General features: G+C 50.6%; 10 protein-coding genes. 4 read left to right on the top strand and 6 right to left on the bottom strand.

Going from position 1 to position 16,368, the window contains the following annotated elements:
* Positions 1-25 precede the first annotated feature (25 nt).
* Positions 26-526: a 5-(carboxyamino)imidazole ribonucleotide mutase gene (purE, locus tag VNQ80_RS01475; RefSeq protein WP_325635638.1), complete on the top strand. Its 501-nt coding sequence runs from the start codon at positions 26-28 to the stop codon at positions 524-526.
* A gap of 11 nt (positions 527-537) precedes the next feature.
* Here purE and VNQ80_RS01480 read toward each other — a convergent pair whose 3' ends face one another.
* The 3 genes from VNQ80_RS01480 to VNQ80_RS01490 form a co-directional block, all read right to left on the bottom strand.
* Entirely contained in the window at positions 538-1,845 is a 1,308-nt protein-coding gene (locus VNQ80_RS01480; RefSeq protein WP_325635639.1) for a Gfo/Idh/MocA family oxidoreductase, read from the bottom strand.
* Between the two features lie 121 nt (positions 1,846-1,966).
* On the bottom strand, positions 1,967-3,850 hold the full coding sequence (locus VNQ80_RS01485; RefSeq protein WP_325635640.1) for a RagB/SusD family nutrient uptake outer membrane protein: 1,884 nt from the start codon (positions 3,848-3,850) through the stop codon (positions 1,967-1,969).
* Positions 3,851-3,861: 11 nt separating this feature from the next.
* The gene (locus VNQ80_RS01490; RefSeq protein WP_325635641.1) at positions 3,862-7,092 is read right to left on the bottom strand and encodes a TonB-dependent receptor; all 3,231 of its coding nucleotides are present in this window, start codon (positions 7,090-7,092) and stop codon (positions 3,862-3,864) included.
* A 406-nt stretch (positions 7,093-7,498) separates the two neighbouring features.
* Here VNQ80_RS01490 and VNQ80_RS01495 point away from each other — a divergent pair, with 406 nt between their 5' ends.
* The 3 genes from VNQ80_RS01495 (at position 7,499) to VNQ80_RS01505 (ending at position 10,199) form a co-directional block, all read left to right on the top strand.
* On the top strand, positions 7,499-8,197 hold the full coding sequence (locus tag VNQ80_RS01495) for an NUDIX hydrolase (protein ID WP_325635642.1): 699 nt from the start codon (positions 7,499-7,501) through the stop codon (positions 8,195-8,197).
* Positions 8,198-8,307: 110 nt separating this feature from the next.
* Positions 8,308-9,282, top strand: a complete 975-nt coding sequence (locus VNQ80_RS01500; RefSeq protein ID WP_325635643.1) for a sugar phosphate isomerase/epimerase — start codon at positions 8,308-8,310, stop codon at positions 9,280-9,282.
* A gap of 488 nt (positions 9,283-9,770) precedes the next feature.
* Entirely contained in the window at positions 9,771-10,199 is a 429-nt protein-coding gene (locus VNQ80_RS01505) for a M23 family metallopeptidase (RefSeq protein ID WP_325635644.1), read from the top strand.
* A gap of 29 nt (positions 10,200-10,228) precedes the next feature.
* On the opposite strand, the gene VNQ80_RS01510 is transcribed toward VNQ80_RS01505, so the two are convergent.
* From VNQ80_RS01510 to VNQ80_RS01520, 3 genes are all read right to left on the bottom strand, one after another.
* Positions 10,229-11,377 (bottom strand): aldose epimerase family protein, encoded by a 1,149-nt coding sequence (locus VNQ80_RS01510; protein WP_325635645.1) that lies wholly within the window; start codon positions 11,375-11,377, stop codon positions 10,229-10,231.
* A gap of 238 nt (positions 11,378-11,615) precedes the next feature.
* On the bottom strand, positions 11,616-15,119 hold the full coding sequence (locus VNQ80_RS01515) for a PVC-type heme-binding CxxCH protein (protein ID WP_325635646.1): 3,504 nt from the start codon (positions 15,117-15,119) through the stop codon (positions 11,616-11,618).
* 82 nt (positions 15,120-15,201) lie between these two features.
* The gene (locus VNQ80_RS01520) at positions 15,202-16,335 is read right to left on the bottom strand and encodes a Gfo/Idh/MocA family oxidoreductase (RefSeq protein ID WP_325635647.1); all 1,134 of its coding nucleotides are present in this window, start codon (positions 16,333-16,335) and stop codon (positions 15,202-15,204) included.
* Positions 16,336-16,368 lie beyond the last annotated feature (33 nt).

Here is a 16,368-nt window from a genome sequence, read left to right on the forward strand (position 1 = left end):
CAAAAAAGCGAACAACGGATAACGAATGGCAACAAAAACAATAATACCGGAAGTAGGCATCATCATGGGCAGCAAGTCGGACCTGCCGGTAATGCAGGATGCTGTGGAAATTTTGAAAGCGCTCGGCGTACGCGTTGAAGTATCCATTGTTTCTGCACACCGCACGCCCGACCGTATGTATGCGTATGCGAAAAGTGCGGCTTCCCGCGGATTGAAGGTCATCATTGCCGGTGCCGGCGGCGCAGCCCACCTCCCCGGTATGGTCGCCTCTATCACGCATCTCCCGGTTATCGGTGTACCCGTAAAATCATCCAACTCCATTGACGGATGGGATTCGGTGCTCTCCATCCTGCAAATGCCCAATGGCATACCTGTAGCTACCGTAGCGCTCAACGCCGCTAAAAATGCGGGCATACTCGCCGTTCAGATCCTTGCTGTCTCAGACGAGCAACTGGCGCAAAACCTGTTGGCATACAAAGCCGAATTGGCTAAAAAAGTGGAGGAAAGCGCGAGGGAATTGGAGTAATTTCTTCCGGGTTATCCAATGGCAGGGATACGGTAGCCATTGTGATATTCAGCTGCAAGTAACCTGTTCGCCGCCTTGCTGGTAAAACGTTCCCTTTGTGCATCCCAATAAATTTTCTCTCCCGTACGGTAAGCGATATTGCCCATCTGTGAGAAGATAGCGATATGGGCTCCGGCAGTGATGGGTGCGTGGAGATCCTCCAGCTTCCTTGAGCGCACCACTTCGATGAAATTGGTCGTATGCTTATCCAATCCATTATCCGAGCTTTTCTGTAAAGGAACGGCTTCCATACGGTTCCCTTCGGGGATTACTTCCCAACCGCCTCGGTCAAGCACCAATGTGCCGAAGTTACCAATGAAGGCCACGCCGTGATTGCGCCCATAAGGGCCACCGTCGATGCCGTTGGCATGTTCCCATTGCACGGTGAAGTCATCAAATTCGTAAACGGTGGTAAGCGTATCGGGTGTTTCTGCGGCGTCATCCGGATAGGCGAACTTCCCACCCGTGGCCATGATGGATTTAGGTGTGGTCGCCTTCATACCGATCAATGCAAAATCGAGCATGTGCACGCCCCAATCGGTCATCAGCCCACCGGCATAATCCCAAAACCACCGGAACTCGAAGTGGAAGCGGTTCGGGTTAAACGGCCGTTGCTTAGCAGGCCCCAGCCACCGCGTATAATCCACGCCCTCGGGCACCGGGCTGTCGGGCTTTACGGGAATACTTTTCATCCATCCTTGGTAAGCCCAAGCCTTTACCAGCCGGATCTTGCCGAGCTTACCCGAATGCACAAAATCCATGGCGTCGCGGAAGTGCTGTTGGCTTCGCTGCCATTGCCCGACCTGCACCGCGCGGCCGTATTTAGTGGCTGCGGCCACCATGGCCCGGCATTCGGCAATGGAGTTGCCCAACGGCTTTTCGACGTACACATCCTTTCCAGCCGCACAAGCATCCACCAGTTGCAGGCAGTGCCAGTGGTCGGGCGTACCGATAATCACGGCGTCGACGTTCGGATCAGCTAGCAATTCCTCATGCTTGCCATACAATTTGGGTTCGATACCGCGGGTCTTAAGCTCGCCGGCACGCTTATTCAACACGTTGGTATCCACATCGCAAAGTGCGGTGCACTGTACACCCGGCACGTTCAGCATGGAGTTGAGGTTTGCCCATCCCATGCCATTGGCACCGATAAGGCCCACCCGGACCGGACCTTGAATGGCACGTCCGACAGAGAATGTACTCGGCCAGGCCGAAGCGGCACCGGCTGTCGCTGCCAACGTTGCCATCGTGCCAATGAACTTTCTTCTAGTCGTATTCATATCAATAGCGTTATAACGGTTCGAATTATCCGACCAAGATAAGAAAATATTGGATTATCTTCACCCAAAAAAGGTCCTTGGTTGGTAGCCAAGGACCTCCTTCAGTTACCGATTTCGGAGACTAATCCCCGTAGCCCGGATTTTGGTCCAATTGGCCATTCCGGTTCATTTCATCCCGGTGGATCGGGAAGAAGTACATCTTATCCAGCCATTGCCGATTTTCGATGCCGGGGTCAATGGTTCCCACCGTATAGGTATAATCGTAATTTTCGGGGTCATAGCGGTACACCGACACCGAACTGCCGGCCTTCAGCCGCCCGAACACCCGCATAATACCCACTTTACGCCCCAGCGTTTCACCAGCGATCATCCATCGGCGTGCGTCATGGAAACGATGTTCCTCATAAGCCAGTTCGATGCGCCGTTCATTACGGTAAATATTTCGCAGATCATCGCCAGACGCGGTGACTGCCGGCATGCCTGCACGGAACCGGATACGGTTAAGCCAGGTCCTTGCTTCGTCATCTTCGCCAAGTTCGATGCAGGCTTCCACATAATTCAAAACGACTTCAGTAAAGCGCAATACCGGCCACGGCACGAACTGCCTGGTATTTTGGTCGACCACCGCGGGGTCCGGATCGATGAATTTTCGCATGTAGTACCCTGTATACGAGCCGTTCCAATCTTCCACACTGCTATTTCGCGTATCCAAACCATAATGGATTACTTTTCGCCCGTCCTGCATCACTTCATATTGGCCGGTTTGGATCTGATTGGCGGGGTCGCGGCCCGCCACGTCAGCAGTACGTGGCTTCCAATCAGCACCGTCGTACAAAATCGTCGCATAAAAACGCGGATCGCGGTTCTCATAAGGCGTGATGGCGTGCTGGGGGTTACCCCAATCGAACGGAGATCCATCGGCCATCCCGTAGTCATCCACCAATTGCTGCGTCGGCGTATTCCCTGCCCAGTTGTGGTAGCCGTTAGGGCCATTGTTTCGGCCCACATAGTTACCGCCTTCATCTTTGAGGTCGATAAAAAACCGGCCCAGTATAAGATCCGCTTTGCCGTCAGCAGGAACGGCTTTGCTACCCCCGCCCATGGCAATCGACAGGTAATTTTGCGTGCCTTCTTCGGCGGTGGCAGGTGTCGTGAGGTCCATCATATAACCCGGCCCATGCGCATCCAGGATCGCCTTGGCCGCATCGCGTGCCAATAACCAACGGGCTTGCTGATCTCCCGTGGTATAGCCTAGGTATTCCTTATTTGCATACCCGCCAATCACTTCGGAATTTGCAGTTGCCGTAGGAATGTCGTGGAGATCGCTTGCGGCATACGTCAGCATGCGCGACTTCAGCGCCAATGCAGCCACGGCGCTTGCACGTCCATCTACGGGCTGGGCCTCTGCCAACAGCTCACTGGCTCGGTCGCAATCGGCTATGATAAACGCCACACACGCTTCGTAGGTGTTGCGGGGTGCCGTGTAATCCTCCTCGCCCAGTTCATATACACGGTCGATCAGCGGCACCGCACCATAATATCGTAACAGTTGGTGATAGTAAAACGCCCGGAGGAAGTGGGCTTCACCCATCAACTGTTCGGCAATGCCACTTGAGTTGTCAAACTGGGGCTCGGCAAGATTCGCCAACGCGATATTCGTCGCCCGGATGCGCCCGTAGACGTTCGCCCAGGCGTAAGACCCAATGATCCATCCTGGGTCCGCATCATTCGACCGGCTTTCAGTCACGGTATTGATACCGCGGCCGGGATGGGTAAACATGGACTCGTCCGTAAGCGAAGCCTGCATCTGCTCGTCCAACCCACCCTGCCCGAATCCATTGTAAATTTCGACAACAAAGGCCTCCGCCAATGCGGCATCTCCCCAAGCGACTTCTTCCGGCACTTCTCCAAGCGGTGCAGTACTTACGAAATCGTCGTTACATCCAGTTATGCACGCCATGAGTAACAACGCGCTTATGAAGTTATATTTTTTTAAAGTTCTCATCGTCATTTTTCTTAAAAGGTTACCGCTATTCCTGTGTTGATCAACCGTGCTTGCGGATAGTATTGCCCCGTGGAGTTGAGCGATTCCGGGTCATATACCTCAATCTTGCTCCATGTAAACAAGTTAAATCCACTCAGGTAAATCCGTAGGTTGCTGATGCCGGCTGGCTGCATCCATTGCGCAGGGAAGGTATATCCCAATTCAAGGTTCTTCAGCCTGATGTAGTCTGTACTCCGCATCCAATACGTGTTGCCCGACGAGTAATACTGGTCACTGCGGTCCGTAATACGAGGGTGCTCGCTACTGGGCGCATCGACCCGCCAACGATTTTCGTAGAAATGCAGCAAATAGTTACCAATGGCACCCGACTCGTCGGTGCCCACGCGCAACTCTCCGCCGGTAGCCCCTTGGAAAAGGATCGTCAAATCGAAGCCTTTGTACTGCATACCGATGTTCAACCCTCCCTGGAATGTCGGAATGGTGTTTTTGTCGCGCCGTACACGATCATCGGGATCGATCTTGCCGTTGCCATCGTAGTCCACAAACTTCATGTCCCCCGGCCGAAGCGAGTTGGTCACGTCACTATAGTCGAGTGTATTGGCGGCGATATCGGCCTCATCGCGGAATACACCGTCGTAGATGTAATACAATCCGGAGTTGATGGTCCTGCCGGTCGAATGCTGCCATTCGGGTGCACCCGGTGCTTCGTCCCAAAAGATGATTTCGTTCTTGGCGTATCCGCCATTTAAGCTGACATCCAAGTTGAGCGCACCAATTTGATCGGTGTAGCCAGCGGAGAAATCCCAGCCTGCGTTTTCTACGATACCGATATTTTCAGCAGGCAACGTCATGCCCGTACTTTGTGGTATAGAGGCATTCCTACGCCAAAGGATACTTTCACGGCGGTTTTTGAACCATTCTACCGTAAAATTGAACATGCCATCCATCAACTGGCCATCAAGGCCGATGTTGTAGTTATTGGCCACCTCCCACGTAACGAACATATTGGGCACCCGGCTCTCGTATAATGTCTTTACGAGATTGTTTCCAATAACGTACGTTCCAAAACCGTAGGTGGAGAAATATTGATACTCCTGCAACGTTTGTTCGCCATTATTGTCATGATCATAATAAATCTGATCATTACCCATTTGCCCATAAGAGCCGCGCAGTTTCAGGTAGTTTACTAACGGTACGGCGTCTTTCCAAAAATTCTCTTGAGAAATCATCCAGCCAGCCATGATTCCGGGGAAAAAACCGTACCGGCTATTCTCCGGAAACATGTAGGAGCCATCATAACGCCAGAGGAACTCTGCAATATATTTGCTTTGGTAATTATAGCCTACCCGACCGAAATAATTGAGCCGGGCGCGTTCCCAAGCGCCGCCGCTATTGTTTTTCTCGGCATCGCCACCGGCGAACAAGTAATCAATGTTCGTAGAAATAAAATACCGCCTAAATGCGCTGAAATTGTCGTTGCTAATCGTCTCACGGTTAACCCCCGCCAACAGGTTGATCGTATGATCACCGAATGTCCGATCGTAAGTAAGCACGCCCCCCAACAAGATGTTCATCTGATCTTCATCCTCTTGGTTTAGACGCGGGTCTGCCGGTCCGCGCTGTCCGCGCACCAACAGTGGGGTCACACCATCTTCTTCGTAATCACCCTGCCACGTGTATAGATACCAGGGGATTTCCCACCGTTTCGTTTTCCGCATATACTTGTCTATGGACGCCGTGCCGCTGAACTTCAGTCCTTCCACCCAAGGTACGGTAACATCTACTTGTCCATTGGTCTGGAAATAATACCGTTTATCCCGATCATAACCGGTTTGATCTGTCGTAATCACAACCGGGTTTTCTCCATACTCAATGTCGGGGCCGGGCATTCCGTTCGGCCAGTAAGCGGGCTCGGTCGGTATCCCCCGCATCAACATGCGGAAGATAGCTGCAGCCGATTTTGTAGGGAATTGCCGGTTTTCCTGCCGGCCTAAAATGCCGATTTTGGTGCTGATATACTCGTTGATATTTGCGTCTAGGTTCACACGGATGTCGTACTGCGAGTAACCCGTGGCTGAGTTTTTATAATATGCATCCTGGTTCTGGTAGCCTAAGGAGGTAAGGTATTTGATATCTTCCGTGCCGCCGCTTATTTGTAGATTATGTTGCGATTGGGGCGACCAGTTTTTGAGGGTGGCACCATACCAGTCCGTATTCGGATGACCCCACGGATCCGACCCATCAGCAAACAACTGGAAATCTTCCGGAAGGTAAGGTGCCGTCAACACGCTGTTATCTGGCCGGGTATATGATCCCGTTTCGCGGAATGCCGTTTGCGCATCCTGCCATTCATTCACGGGCAGTTTAAACACTTCGAGCTCGTTGCGCATTTCGGCATATTGCACCGCATCGGCTAGTTCTGGAATTACCGTTGGCTGTGAAAACGCCTGGTTAAATGTATACGACAATGACGGCTTGCCCGTTTGGCCGCGCTTAGTGGTAATGAGGATAACCCCATTTGCCGCCCGTGCGCCATAAATAGCCGCCGAGGCGTCCTTCAGCACCGAAATGTTGTCGATATCAGCCGGGTTCAGGCGTTCAAAACCGCCCGCACGTGCCGGTATGCCATCGATTACAATCAGTGGGCCGCTATTTCCCAGCGTGTTAGTACCACGTATCCGTACCGCAGCGCCATCATATCCGGGCTCTGCACTCCCTTGGGTGGCCACAACCCCCGGCAGCCGGCCCGCGAGTGCATTGGATACATTGACGGTGGGTGATTTCATCAGTTCGGCACTCTTTACAGAGGCTACGGACCCGGTAATCGTTTCACGTCGCTGGGTGCCGTACCCCACTACGACGACCTCTTCCAAATTCGACATGGCGGCATCCAATTCCAGCTGCACATCGATTCGCTGTCGATCGACGACGATGGTTTGGGGAACATAGCCAACATACGAGTAAACCAGCGATATGCCTTCCGTTACTTCGATGCTGTAGTTTCCGTCGTCATTGGTCATTGTGCCGGTTGTACTACCGGCTACTGAAACACTGGCTCCAGCAATGGGCGCACCCTGTACATCCGTAATTTTGCCTTGCACCGTGACGGTGCTTTCCTGGGCCGTAAGCGAATGTCCAGAAAAGGCAATCAACATCCACAAGATGCCGATCGACATGTACCCGTGTGTCCTTAACCAGTATCCTAGCCGGTTAAGTGCCTGCTGCGATCGCATTTGATTCATAATTGTGTGTTTTAATGATATAAAAGAAAAAACTTGGTTATTTTAATAAGCAAACCCCCTACTTGTTTGTGGCAATCGGATTGGCGACACACCTTTATCAATGTGACTCATAATTTCGGTTCTTTTATTTTAATAAGGCATTACGGACCGTTTCGGCCCAAAGCAGATGAACACTATAATTGCTTTTATCGTTAATTTAACACTTGTGCTGATTTATTGTTTTCAACAAAAAAATAAAAGCCAATATGTGCCCTGGGGTTCTAACGAACATGCCTTTATGGCAACATACAACCGATTACGCCTTATGATAAATTAGCTTGTTTCGTAACAACATGCCGCTATAATTTACGAATTCCGTTTTTATCTGCTATTATTGCACTTGTCGAATAACAAAAATGCCTACATTATGATCGAGTACACAAAACAGAGCCGCATTTTAGTCGCCGTAGACTGTATCATCTTTGGCTTCGATGGCTATGACTTGAAGCTATTGTTGATAAAGAGGGGGTTCGAGCCAGAGAAAGACAAATGGAGCCTGATGGGTGGGTTTGTCCAATCCGACGAACGACCCAAAGATGCCGCTTCACGTGTACTGAAGCAACTTACCGGATTGAAGGACGTCTATATGGAACAGTTACAGGTATTCGGGGAACCCCGCCGGGACCCCATAGAACGGACAATCAGCATCAATTATTTCGCACTTATCGATATCAAAAGATACGAAACCCCACTCAACGATGACTACCGTGCGGAATGGTTTCCCCTCAATCGTGTACCTAAGCTCATTTTTGACCACCATAAAATGGTGCAAAACGCGAAGAATAAACTGCGTTACAAAGCCGCATTGCATCCCATCTTGTTCGAGCTGCTACCGGAAAAGTTTACTATTCCGCAAATCATGACGCTTTACGAGCAAGTCTACGACGTGGAGTTGGATAAACGTAACTTCACCAGAAAGCTGCGTTCAACCGGGCTACTCATCAAACAACAAGATAAAGACAAGGAGAATTCAAAGAAAGGCGCTTTCTATTATAAACTGGATAAAGCCACTTACAAGGAAAAGTTTACCAAATTTTTAAATTTCGTTTCAAACCCCGAGTATTAAACGTACATCAATTAGCCATAACCTCTTTATAAAGCGTTTCAGCATTCCATTTTTGCGTTTTTGCATTTTCCACCTCAAACGTTTACATTAGCTGTATAAAAAAACTAACGATGCACAACAGACGTAAATTCCTGAAGCACGCAGGGATAGGTATGGCCTCGGCTTATTTTGGCCCCTTACTTTTCTCCTGCTCGCCAACAGGAAAACCAACGGTAAGCTTAACCGAAATCGGTCTGCAACTCTTCACACTCCGCGACCAGCTCGCTGACAACGCTGTTGCAACCCTCGCCCGGGTGGCCGAAATCGGATATGACCATGTAGAAACTTTCGGGTTGGAAGTAGGTGACGACGGAAAAATCACATTTTGGGGCATGGATATTCCGTCCCTGTCGACCGTGCTTACTGACAATAAACTAAAAACCTATAGCGGGCATTATGATTTGGCCGAATTCCTCACACCGGGCGATGGCAATCAAGACACATTGAAAATCGCGATAGATACGGCCGCGGCATTGGGCCAGCATTACCTAGTCGTACCCGTGCCCCCAATCGCGCTTATCGACAAGCTGACAGCAGATGATTACCGTTTCATAGCAGACCAGCTCAATAAGGGGGGCGAGCTGGCGGCAGAGTCTGGCCTGACAATCGGTTATCACAACCACTTCTGGGAATTCCGCACCTTGGCAGACGGCCGTAAGGGCTTGGATATCCTTATTGAAAACACCGACGAGGGCCTCGTGGCGTTTGAATTGGATTTATTCTGGTGCGAAAAATCAGGTACGGACAGCGCTGCCTATTTCGAAAAGCATCCCGGCCGTTTCCCTCTTTGGCACATCAAAGACATGGACAAAAACAATTCCGGAACCATTGTGGGCGGCGACTATGACCAGAGACCATTCATGGAGATCACCGAAAACATCACGTACGCCGAGGTCGGAACAGGAAGCATCGATTTCGAGAAAATCATGGCGGCAGAAAAGACAGCAGGCTTACAATATGCCTTTGTAGAACAGGATTTTATCACGATTGATCCATTTGAAAGCATCACCAAGAGCTACAAGTACGTAAAGGAAACGTTGTTGTAAGCCAATGCTTACCATTAAGAGCCGCACCGCCACTGAATCGCTTTTTCTTTTTTCAACCCGTGTCGTCAACTATCGGTAAAACGTGCGCGTGCACGTTTGTTAAGATGGTATTAGAGAATATACTAATTCAGCAAATCATATTCTGGTGTCTATGACACTAGAATATCTTATTGAAATAACCATAAAAATCATTATTTCGGGCAGATTATTAAAAATTATTATTGATATAGAAAATATTATAAATTATGTCTTGGGTGCGTTAACATTGCTCAGTACGATGGCGTTAGGTTTAACGGTATTATACAGTACCACGCAAGAGCAACGGCAGGAAAGACATTTATTAACTTCCCTGATAACGGACCTACAACACCAAATACCCAAACCCAAGACTATGCGAAGCTAATCGATGCCAAGCTCATAGCTATCAACGAATACTTAAAAAAAGAGGTGTAAAGGGTTTCACGCAAGATGCGAGTGGAGGTGATCCTATGGAACCGAAGCTTAGCCTGCTGGAATACTATAGCCTATATGATCGACACCTGAAGCGAATATTCGAGGGGCTTATGTACATCCCCACGGACTTCCCGGCCAAGCCCGAACTCACCTCCGCTTATGGATACCGGACCAATCTATTCCATTTGGGAGCAAGCGAATTCCATTCAGGAATTGATTTCAGGGGAAAAAAGGGTGACCTCATGCGGAGCACGGCGAATGGGGAAGTGGTTTATGCCGGGAGGCACGGCGGCTACGGAATCTGTGTGCAAATCAAACACAAAAATGGATATGAAACGTGGTATGTCCACCTATCGAAAAGCCTTATTAAAAAAGGTGACAACGTAGAAGTTGGCCAAATAGTTGGCGAAATCGGATCGACAGGGCGTCCCACCAGCTGCCACCTGAAGTACGGTAGGCAATAAAAAAGAAAGTATAGGCGACCTTTGGTCGCCTACCTAAACTGATAAACGGTCTTCGTGGTATATTCGCCGCCCGGTTCCAATACGGTAGACGGAAAGTCCGGGTGGTTTGGTGCATCGGGAAAATGCTGTGTTTCCAAACAGAACGCCGAGCGGTAACCGTATGTTTTTCCACCCTTGGCGTGCTGCACCTTATCCATGAAATTACCGCTATAGAACTGTAAGCCTGGTTCTTCCGTCAAGATGTCCATCACGATGCCGGTTTTGGGGCTTTCCACCGTGGCCACTAGCTGCAAACCGGGTTCTTTCTTCAACACAAAATTGTGGTCGTAACCCTTGCCAAGCAATAACTGCGCATCCGTCGTATCAATACGCGCGCCGATAGTGGTAGCTTGGCGGAAATCAAACGGTGTGCCTTCCACGGGTGTGATTTCACCGGTAGGGATAAGGGTTTCATCTACCGGCGTATACCCGTCTGCGCGGATAGTCAGCAGGTGATCCAGAATCGTGCTGTCCCCCTCCCCATTCAGGTTGAAATACGCGTGGTTGGTCAGGTTTACCACCGTAGCTTTGTCAGTAGTAGCATGATAGGCGATTTCAAGTCCATTGGCCGCCGTCACTGTATAAACTACCGTTGCTTCTAACGTGCCGGGATAACCTGCATCACCATCGGGCGATACGTATTGCAGTTCGAGGCTACTATCTGTTACATGTTTCACTTCCCATAGCTTAGAAAAAAAGCCATTGGTTCCGCCATGCAGCGAGTTTGGCCCATTGTTGATTTCCAATTGGTAGGGTTGACCTTCAAGCGCAAACTGCCCCTTGGCAATCCGATTACCGTAGCGACCCACAACGGCGCCGTAAAATCCTTCATCGGGCTGCCGGTAAGAAGCCAAATCGCTATAACCTAACACCACATCAACAAGGTCGCCGTTCTGGTCGGGGACGTGTAAACTTATGATACGGGCACCGTAATTAGTGATTGCGGCCACTACGTCCCCATTGGTCAGTGTATAGAGTTTAACTGAGTCGCCATCAATTTCTCCTGCGAAGTCAGCTGGCGATACCGTCAAAACAGAGGACGTGGCGGCAGCTGTCGACTGCTCTTGGGGTGGATTACAGGCCCACACACTTGCTACAGCTAGGACAACAGCGATCGACTTGTTTGCTTTTTTTGTCATCGTATTCAAATCAGGTTTACTAATACTATCTCCGCAAACTTAGATAAAGTATTGATACTTTTATTGTTTTTTTTTGCATCAATGAGATCGCTGCGCTAAGTTATTGATATTTTAATTATTTTTTTTTCGTATCAATGAAATTGCTACGCTAAGATTTGCTTTTATATGCAATTATAATCACGCCCTATTTTTTTACGGGTACGCGAACCTACAAAATATGGGTAAGACCGGACAAGCGTCATTTCGTTACCTTCATTACCCCATGCATAATGCGCCAATGGCCCGGAAAGGTACACACGTACGGGTAATCGCCCGGTGTATCCGGCACCGTTAATGTCAGTTCATAGCGCTCCTCGGGATTTACCAGTGGTGTACTGAACAAGACATCCGGTGTGGCAGGAATATACTGCATTTCGACACCCGTAGGTTGCTTGGCCAACTCATCGGCGGCTTCACCGACTTTTTCCAAGCTGCCCGGCTTCAATATCAGCATGTTATGCTGCATGTGATCGGGGTTTTCAAAAATGATTTTCAACGTTTGTCCCGCCTTGGCGGTGAAGTTGGTAACGTCGTATTTCATTTCGCCAATGACAGCCTTAATTGTTATCGTATTGTCAGCCACGACCACTTCGCCCGCCTCAGCCGCATGCAGGTTAACCGCGACAAGCCGGGTATTCGCCAGTCCACCCGTGAAATGGAAATCGTCGGGGTAATCGCCAACGTTGGGAAGCAACTCATTCGTACCCCATTGCTGTCGCCGATTATGGCCTATCCGGATAACCCTTTCGGGCACATTTGTGAATAGGCCGGAAGCCTGACCTTCGGCAGCCTGTTTCCCATCGATAGACAAGGTCATCTTTCCACCCGTAAGCAACGAAGCTTTCAGTTTAAAGGCATTAGGCAACGCATCGGTTGAACGGATAACCGTTTGGCGTCCGTTCTGGTTTACCTGGAAAGTTACCTTGCCATCCTTCATGTATACTGCATACCCGTTCCTTCCGTCCCCATGCGATACCAGTACACCTTCTACCAGCACGCGTTGCATTGCCGGTGGCCGCACATCGGTGACAAAACTGATTTCCTGATTGGAAAAATCGGGGATTTGCCGTCCGCCAATCGTACCTCCGGTTTCCAACGGAAGCACCGTCATGCTTTTACCGGCGACGATCCGTTCTGCCAGCGAACCATCGGTATTCGAGAGATCGGGGTGACCGACTTGTTGGTGATATTCGCCGAGAAATGCTTGCCGGTGCACTGCACCGGCGATAAGCAGGGCATGTGAAATCCATTTATCTTCGATATTTTCAGGTTGCTGGACGGCTTCGAAGATCGACTTACCGATTTCGACCGACGGCGCTGCATCCGACAGTGCCAGAAACGCAGCAAGGCGTACACGTAGGTCGGCGTCTTTGGTCACACCCGACGCGATCAACTGCTGCACCATGCCCTCGTGATTGATCGGGAGGGTCTGTACCGCAGCCCGCCGCACACCGGCAGCGGGATGCTTCAATGCGTCGATAACCACCGTCAGGCTTTTCTCATCTGTTCCATCCAGCAGGCCCAAGCCGTGCAAGGCCCATACCGCATGTATCGCCGGTCCGTTTGTACCCACCTCATCCAGCGAGGTGTCGCGGATCAACCGATGCAGGTCACCCGCCACTTCCGTATCGCCAGCCTCGACCAACAGCCGCTGGGCAGTAAGCCGCCAGAACATGTTATCGTTTTCCAACGCGTCAACCAGCGTACCCGGACGCTTGGGATTCAGCTTCACGGGCTTATACCGCTTGGCATCCTCATGAACCAACCGGTAAATACGCCCCTTGGTATTGTCGCGCAAGGGGTCGATATAAGCGTTCCCTTCGCCGTTTTCAAAGCCATCCGGTGTAGGGTTGTGCTGGATGATGAAATTATACCAATCCAATATCCATACAGCCCCATCCGGCCCTACTTTGGCAGCGACCGGACCGAACCAGTTGTCGGAGCTCGCTACCATATTCCAACCGTCGCCTTTTTCCTTGAACCCGGCCCCCACCTGCTCCAGCACATGGCGGTGTACCAACCTGCCCGTAGGCTCCGAGATAAATGCCACCCGGTTCCAGTATTCCTGTGGAAACGCCCGTGCAGTGTACAAGGCATGCCCCGCGGCAGCGGTAAACCCGCCATGCACATCTACCTGCCTCAACTCCTTGGTAAGTACATGCATGCCATAATGCCCATCGATTTTTTCGATGCCCCGCTCGCGAAGGTTCGCCTTTTCGTAGTACCGTGCCGGGATAGCAAAGAAGTCGCTATGTTCATTATTGGCCGTGGATATAAACACATCAAATTCTTCCGAAAAACCAAGCCCCCAGGTATTATTGGTGGTGTTGCCCAAAAACTCGAAGTGCTTTGCCCCGGAATCGAACCGGTATACCCCTGCGCCGAACCTGAACGGATGACCGCCGATGGTTCCTTCAAATCCGGAATAACCCACGGTGCCCCATATCTTGTTGTCTAACCCGTACTGTAGATGCGACGGGCCTGCATGGGTGTCAAACGTACCCCAGCCATCCATCAACACCTCACGTACGTCTGCCTTGTCATCGCCATCGGTGTCTTTGAGAAACAGGAACTCAGGAGCCTGCGCCACGATGATGCCACCATTGGCAAAGATGAATGATGTAGGGATATTCAACCCGTCGGCAAAAACCGTGAATTTATCGGCTTTGCCATCGCCGTTGGTATCCTCACAGATCGTGATGCGATCGTCCCCTTTACTGTTGTCATTCCGTACCGTATTGGGATAATCGACTGTCTCCACGATCCACAGCCTTCCCTTCTCATCCCATTCCATGGCAATGGGTTTTCTGATGTCGGGCTCACTGGCAAAAAGTTCCAACTTGAAGCCAACCGGTACCTGAATCAACGTTTGTGATTCTTCAGCGCTGAGTGGCAGTTGATAGCGTGGCGGCGGATTGCGGCGTTCATAGTTCGGCATGCGCCCCTCCTCGTATTGCGGCTGGGCGATGGTATAAGCCTCCATCTTCTTCACCGCTTCTTCACCGACCGCCCAGCGGATTCCGCTCTTGACCAGTTGGAGAAATCCGGGATTACGGAATGTGCGTTCATCATGGCCGAAGGCGGTATAAAACACCCGACCTTTACCGTATTCCTTTACCCAAGTATAGGGCTCGCGGCCTGTGCTGTCTACCCGCTCCATCAACACCTCGATATCGTCGACAATATGGTCGTGTACGTATGTTTCGTCCCATTCCGTTTCGAAAGCCGTCACCCCTTCCAGGGCTGGATGATCCGGCTTGACAATTTCAGCTGAAAAAGGGCCGCCACCATGGCTTTTAAATTGACCGCCAATGAGTGCTACGACTTCTGGTGAATTGCGGAAACAATAGGAAGCAGAATGCAGGGGAATAAACCCTTTGCCCGATGCTATATAGTCCAGCAATGCTTTTTCCTGTCCCGGGCTGATGGAATCATGATTGGCATACAGAATCAGTCCATCGTACCGCCAGAGGTCCTTGCGCGTCAAATCCTCCGGGTCTACCGAATAGGTGATATTTATCCCTTCCGGAAAATACTCCTGAGCCAATATACCGGCTAATAACTCCGAATCGTGATGTTTACTGGCATGACCAAGAAAAAACAGTTCCAGCCGCCGTGGTCCGTCATCGCTACGCTGGCCACCACAGCCCAAAAAGAACAGTGGTAGCATAGCTAAGATAGACACGTTAATTAATCTCTTCATTATTGTTCAAACGACGTTTATTAATGTATAAATGTATATATGCTCCCGTAGGAGCAGTATTCGTTTACCAGGATGCCGGCCTTCAGCGACCTGCCAAGGTAAAATCAGGCAGGGGGATCAATTCACCACCTTTCAGGGCCGACTCGTGCGCCAAGATACCTACGCAGGTGATATTGGCAGACTGCCGTGCATTGGGGAAAGGCTGTCGGCCTTCAGTCAGTGCGCTCACAAATTCATTCACCAAATGTGGATGTGAGCCCCCATGCCCAGCCCCCTGGATAAAGGAAAGGTGCTGGTTATCGCCCTCGTCATACACACCCCCTGTCGTGAAATGCTGGATTGGCTTGGGCAGCAGGTGGGCATAGTCCGGGCACTCCACCTCTTCGGGAATCTCATGTTCCGCTTTTTTAGCGGTGTGGACTACCAATGGGTTCCCTTCTATCAATGGCCACTCCACTGCTTTTTTGGAGCCGTACACTTCAAAACTCTCTCGGTATTGGCGGGCGGTGTCAAACAACGAGCGATAGACATGTGCGCTCAGGTCCGAATCCCGAAATTTAATATGAGCGGTCTCCACGGCAAACGTAGCGCCATAATGGTGATGTAGTTCTTCGCGGATTGTTCCAGACCCGAAGCACGATACGTACTCGGCCTCGCTGCGCGTAAGGCCCAACACCGGCCCCACGCAATGCGTCGCATAATGCATGGGCGGCAAACCCGGCCAGTAATTTGGCCATCCATCCATATCTTGTTGGTGGCTGGCTTTAAGGAATTGGATTTTCCCCAACTCGCCTTTTTCATAAAGTTCCTTCATAAAGAGGAACTCCCGGGCATAGACCACGGTTTCCATCATCATGTAGGTCAAGCCCGTCTCCTCTACGGCCTCCACCAACTGTCGGCATTCTTCTACCGTGGTGGCCATAGGTACCGTGCATGCCACGTGTTTGCCCGCCCGCAATGCTTTGAGCGACTGCTCTGCATGGTTAGGTATGGGTGTATTGATATGCACCGCGTCGACCTGATCGTCTCTGAGTAGCTCATCGTAATCGCGGTACCGCTTTTTGATACCGAAGGCATCGCCGATTTTATTCAGACTTTCTTCATTGCGTTGGCAGATGGCATACATATTGGCATCGGGATGCTGCTGGTAAATTGGGATGAACTCCGCTCCGAATCCCAGGCCGATGATGGCCACATTGATTGGTCTTTTGGTCATGCTCTTTGCTGTTATGTTCTTTTGCTTTTGTGT

Source organism: Parapedobacter sp. (assembly GCF_035556095.1).
GTDB lineage: Bacteria > Bacteroidota > Bacteroidia > Sphingobacteriales > Sphingobacteriaceae > Parapedobacter.

Excerpts from the sequence above, each read along its gene's own strand:
- purE (WP_325635638.1), top strand. The coding sequence starts at position 26 with ATGGCAACAAAAACAATAATACCGGAAGTAGGCATCATCATGGGCAGC.
- VNQ80_RS01480 (WP_325635639.1), bottom strand. The coding sequence starts at position 1,845 with ATGAATACGACTAGAAGAAAGTTCATTGGCACGATGGCAACGTTGGCA.
- VNQ80_RS01485 (WP_325635640.1), bottom strand. The coding sequence starts at position 3,850 with ATGAGAACTTTAAAAAAATATAACTTCATAAGCGCGTTGTTACTCATG.
- VNQ80_RS01490 (WP_325635641.1), bottom strand. The coding sequence starts at position 7,092 with ATGAATCAAATGCGATCGCAGCAGGCACTTAACCGGCTAGGATACTGG.
- VNQ80_RS01495 (WP_325635642.1), top strand. The coding sequence starts at position 7,499 with ATGATCGAGTACACAAAACAGAGCCGCATTTTAGTCGCCGTAGACTGT.
- VNQ80_RS01500 (WP_325635643.1), top strand. The coding sequence starts at position 8,308 with ATGCACAACAGACGTAAATTCCTGAAGCACGCAGGGATAGGTATGGCC.
- VNQ80_RS01505 (WP_325635644.1), top strand. The coding sequence starts at position 9,771 with ATGGAACCGAAGCTTAGCCTGCTGGAATACTATAGCCTATATGATCGA.
- VNQ80_RS01510 (WP_325635645.1), bottom strand. The coding sequence starts at position 11,377 with ATGACAAAAAAAGCAAACAAGTCGATCGCTGTTGTCCTAGCTGTAGCA.
- VNQ80_RS01515 (WP_325635646.1), bottom strand. The coding sequence starts at position 15,119 with ATGAAGAGATTAATTAACGTGTCTATCTTAGCTATGCTACCACTGTTC.
- VNQ80_RS01520 (WP_325635647.1), bottom strand. The coding sequence starts at position 16,335 with ATGACCAAAAGACCAATCAATGTGGCCATCATCGGCCTGGGATTCGGA.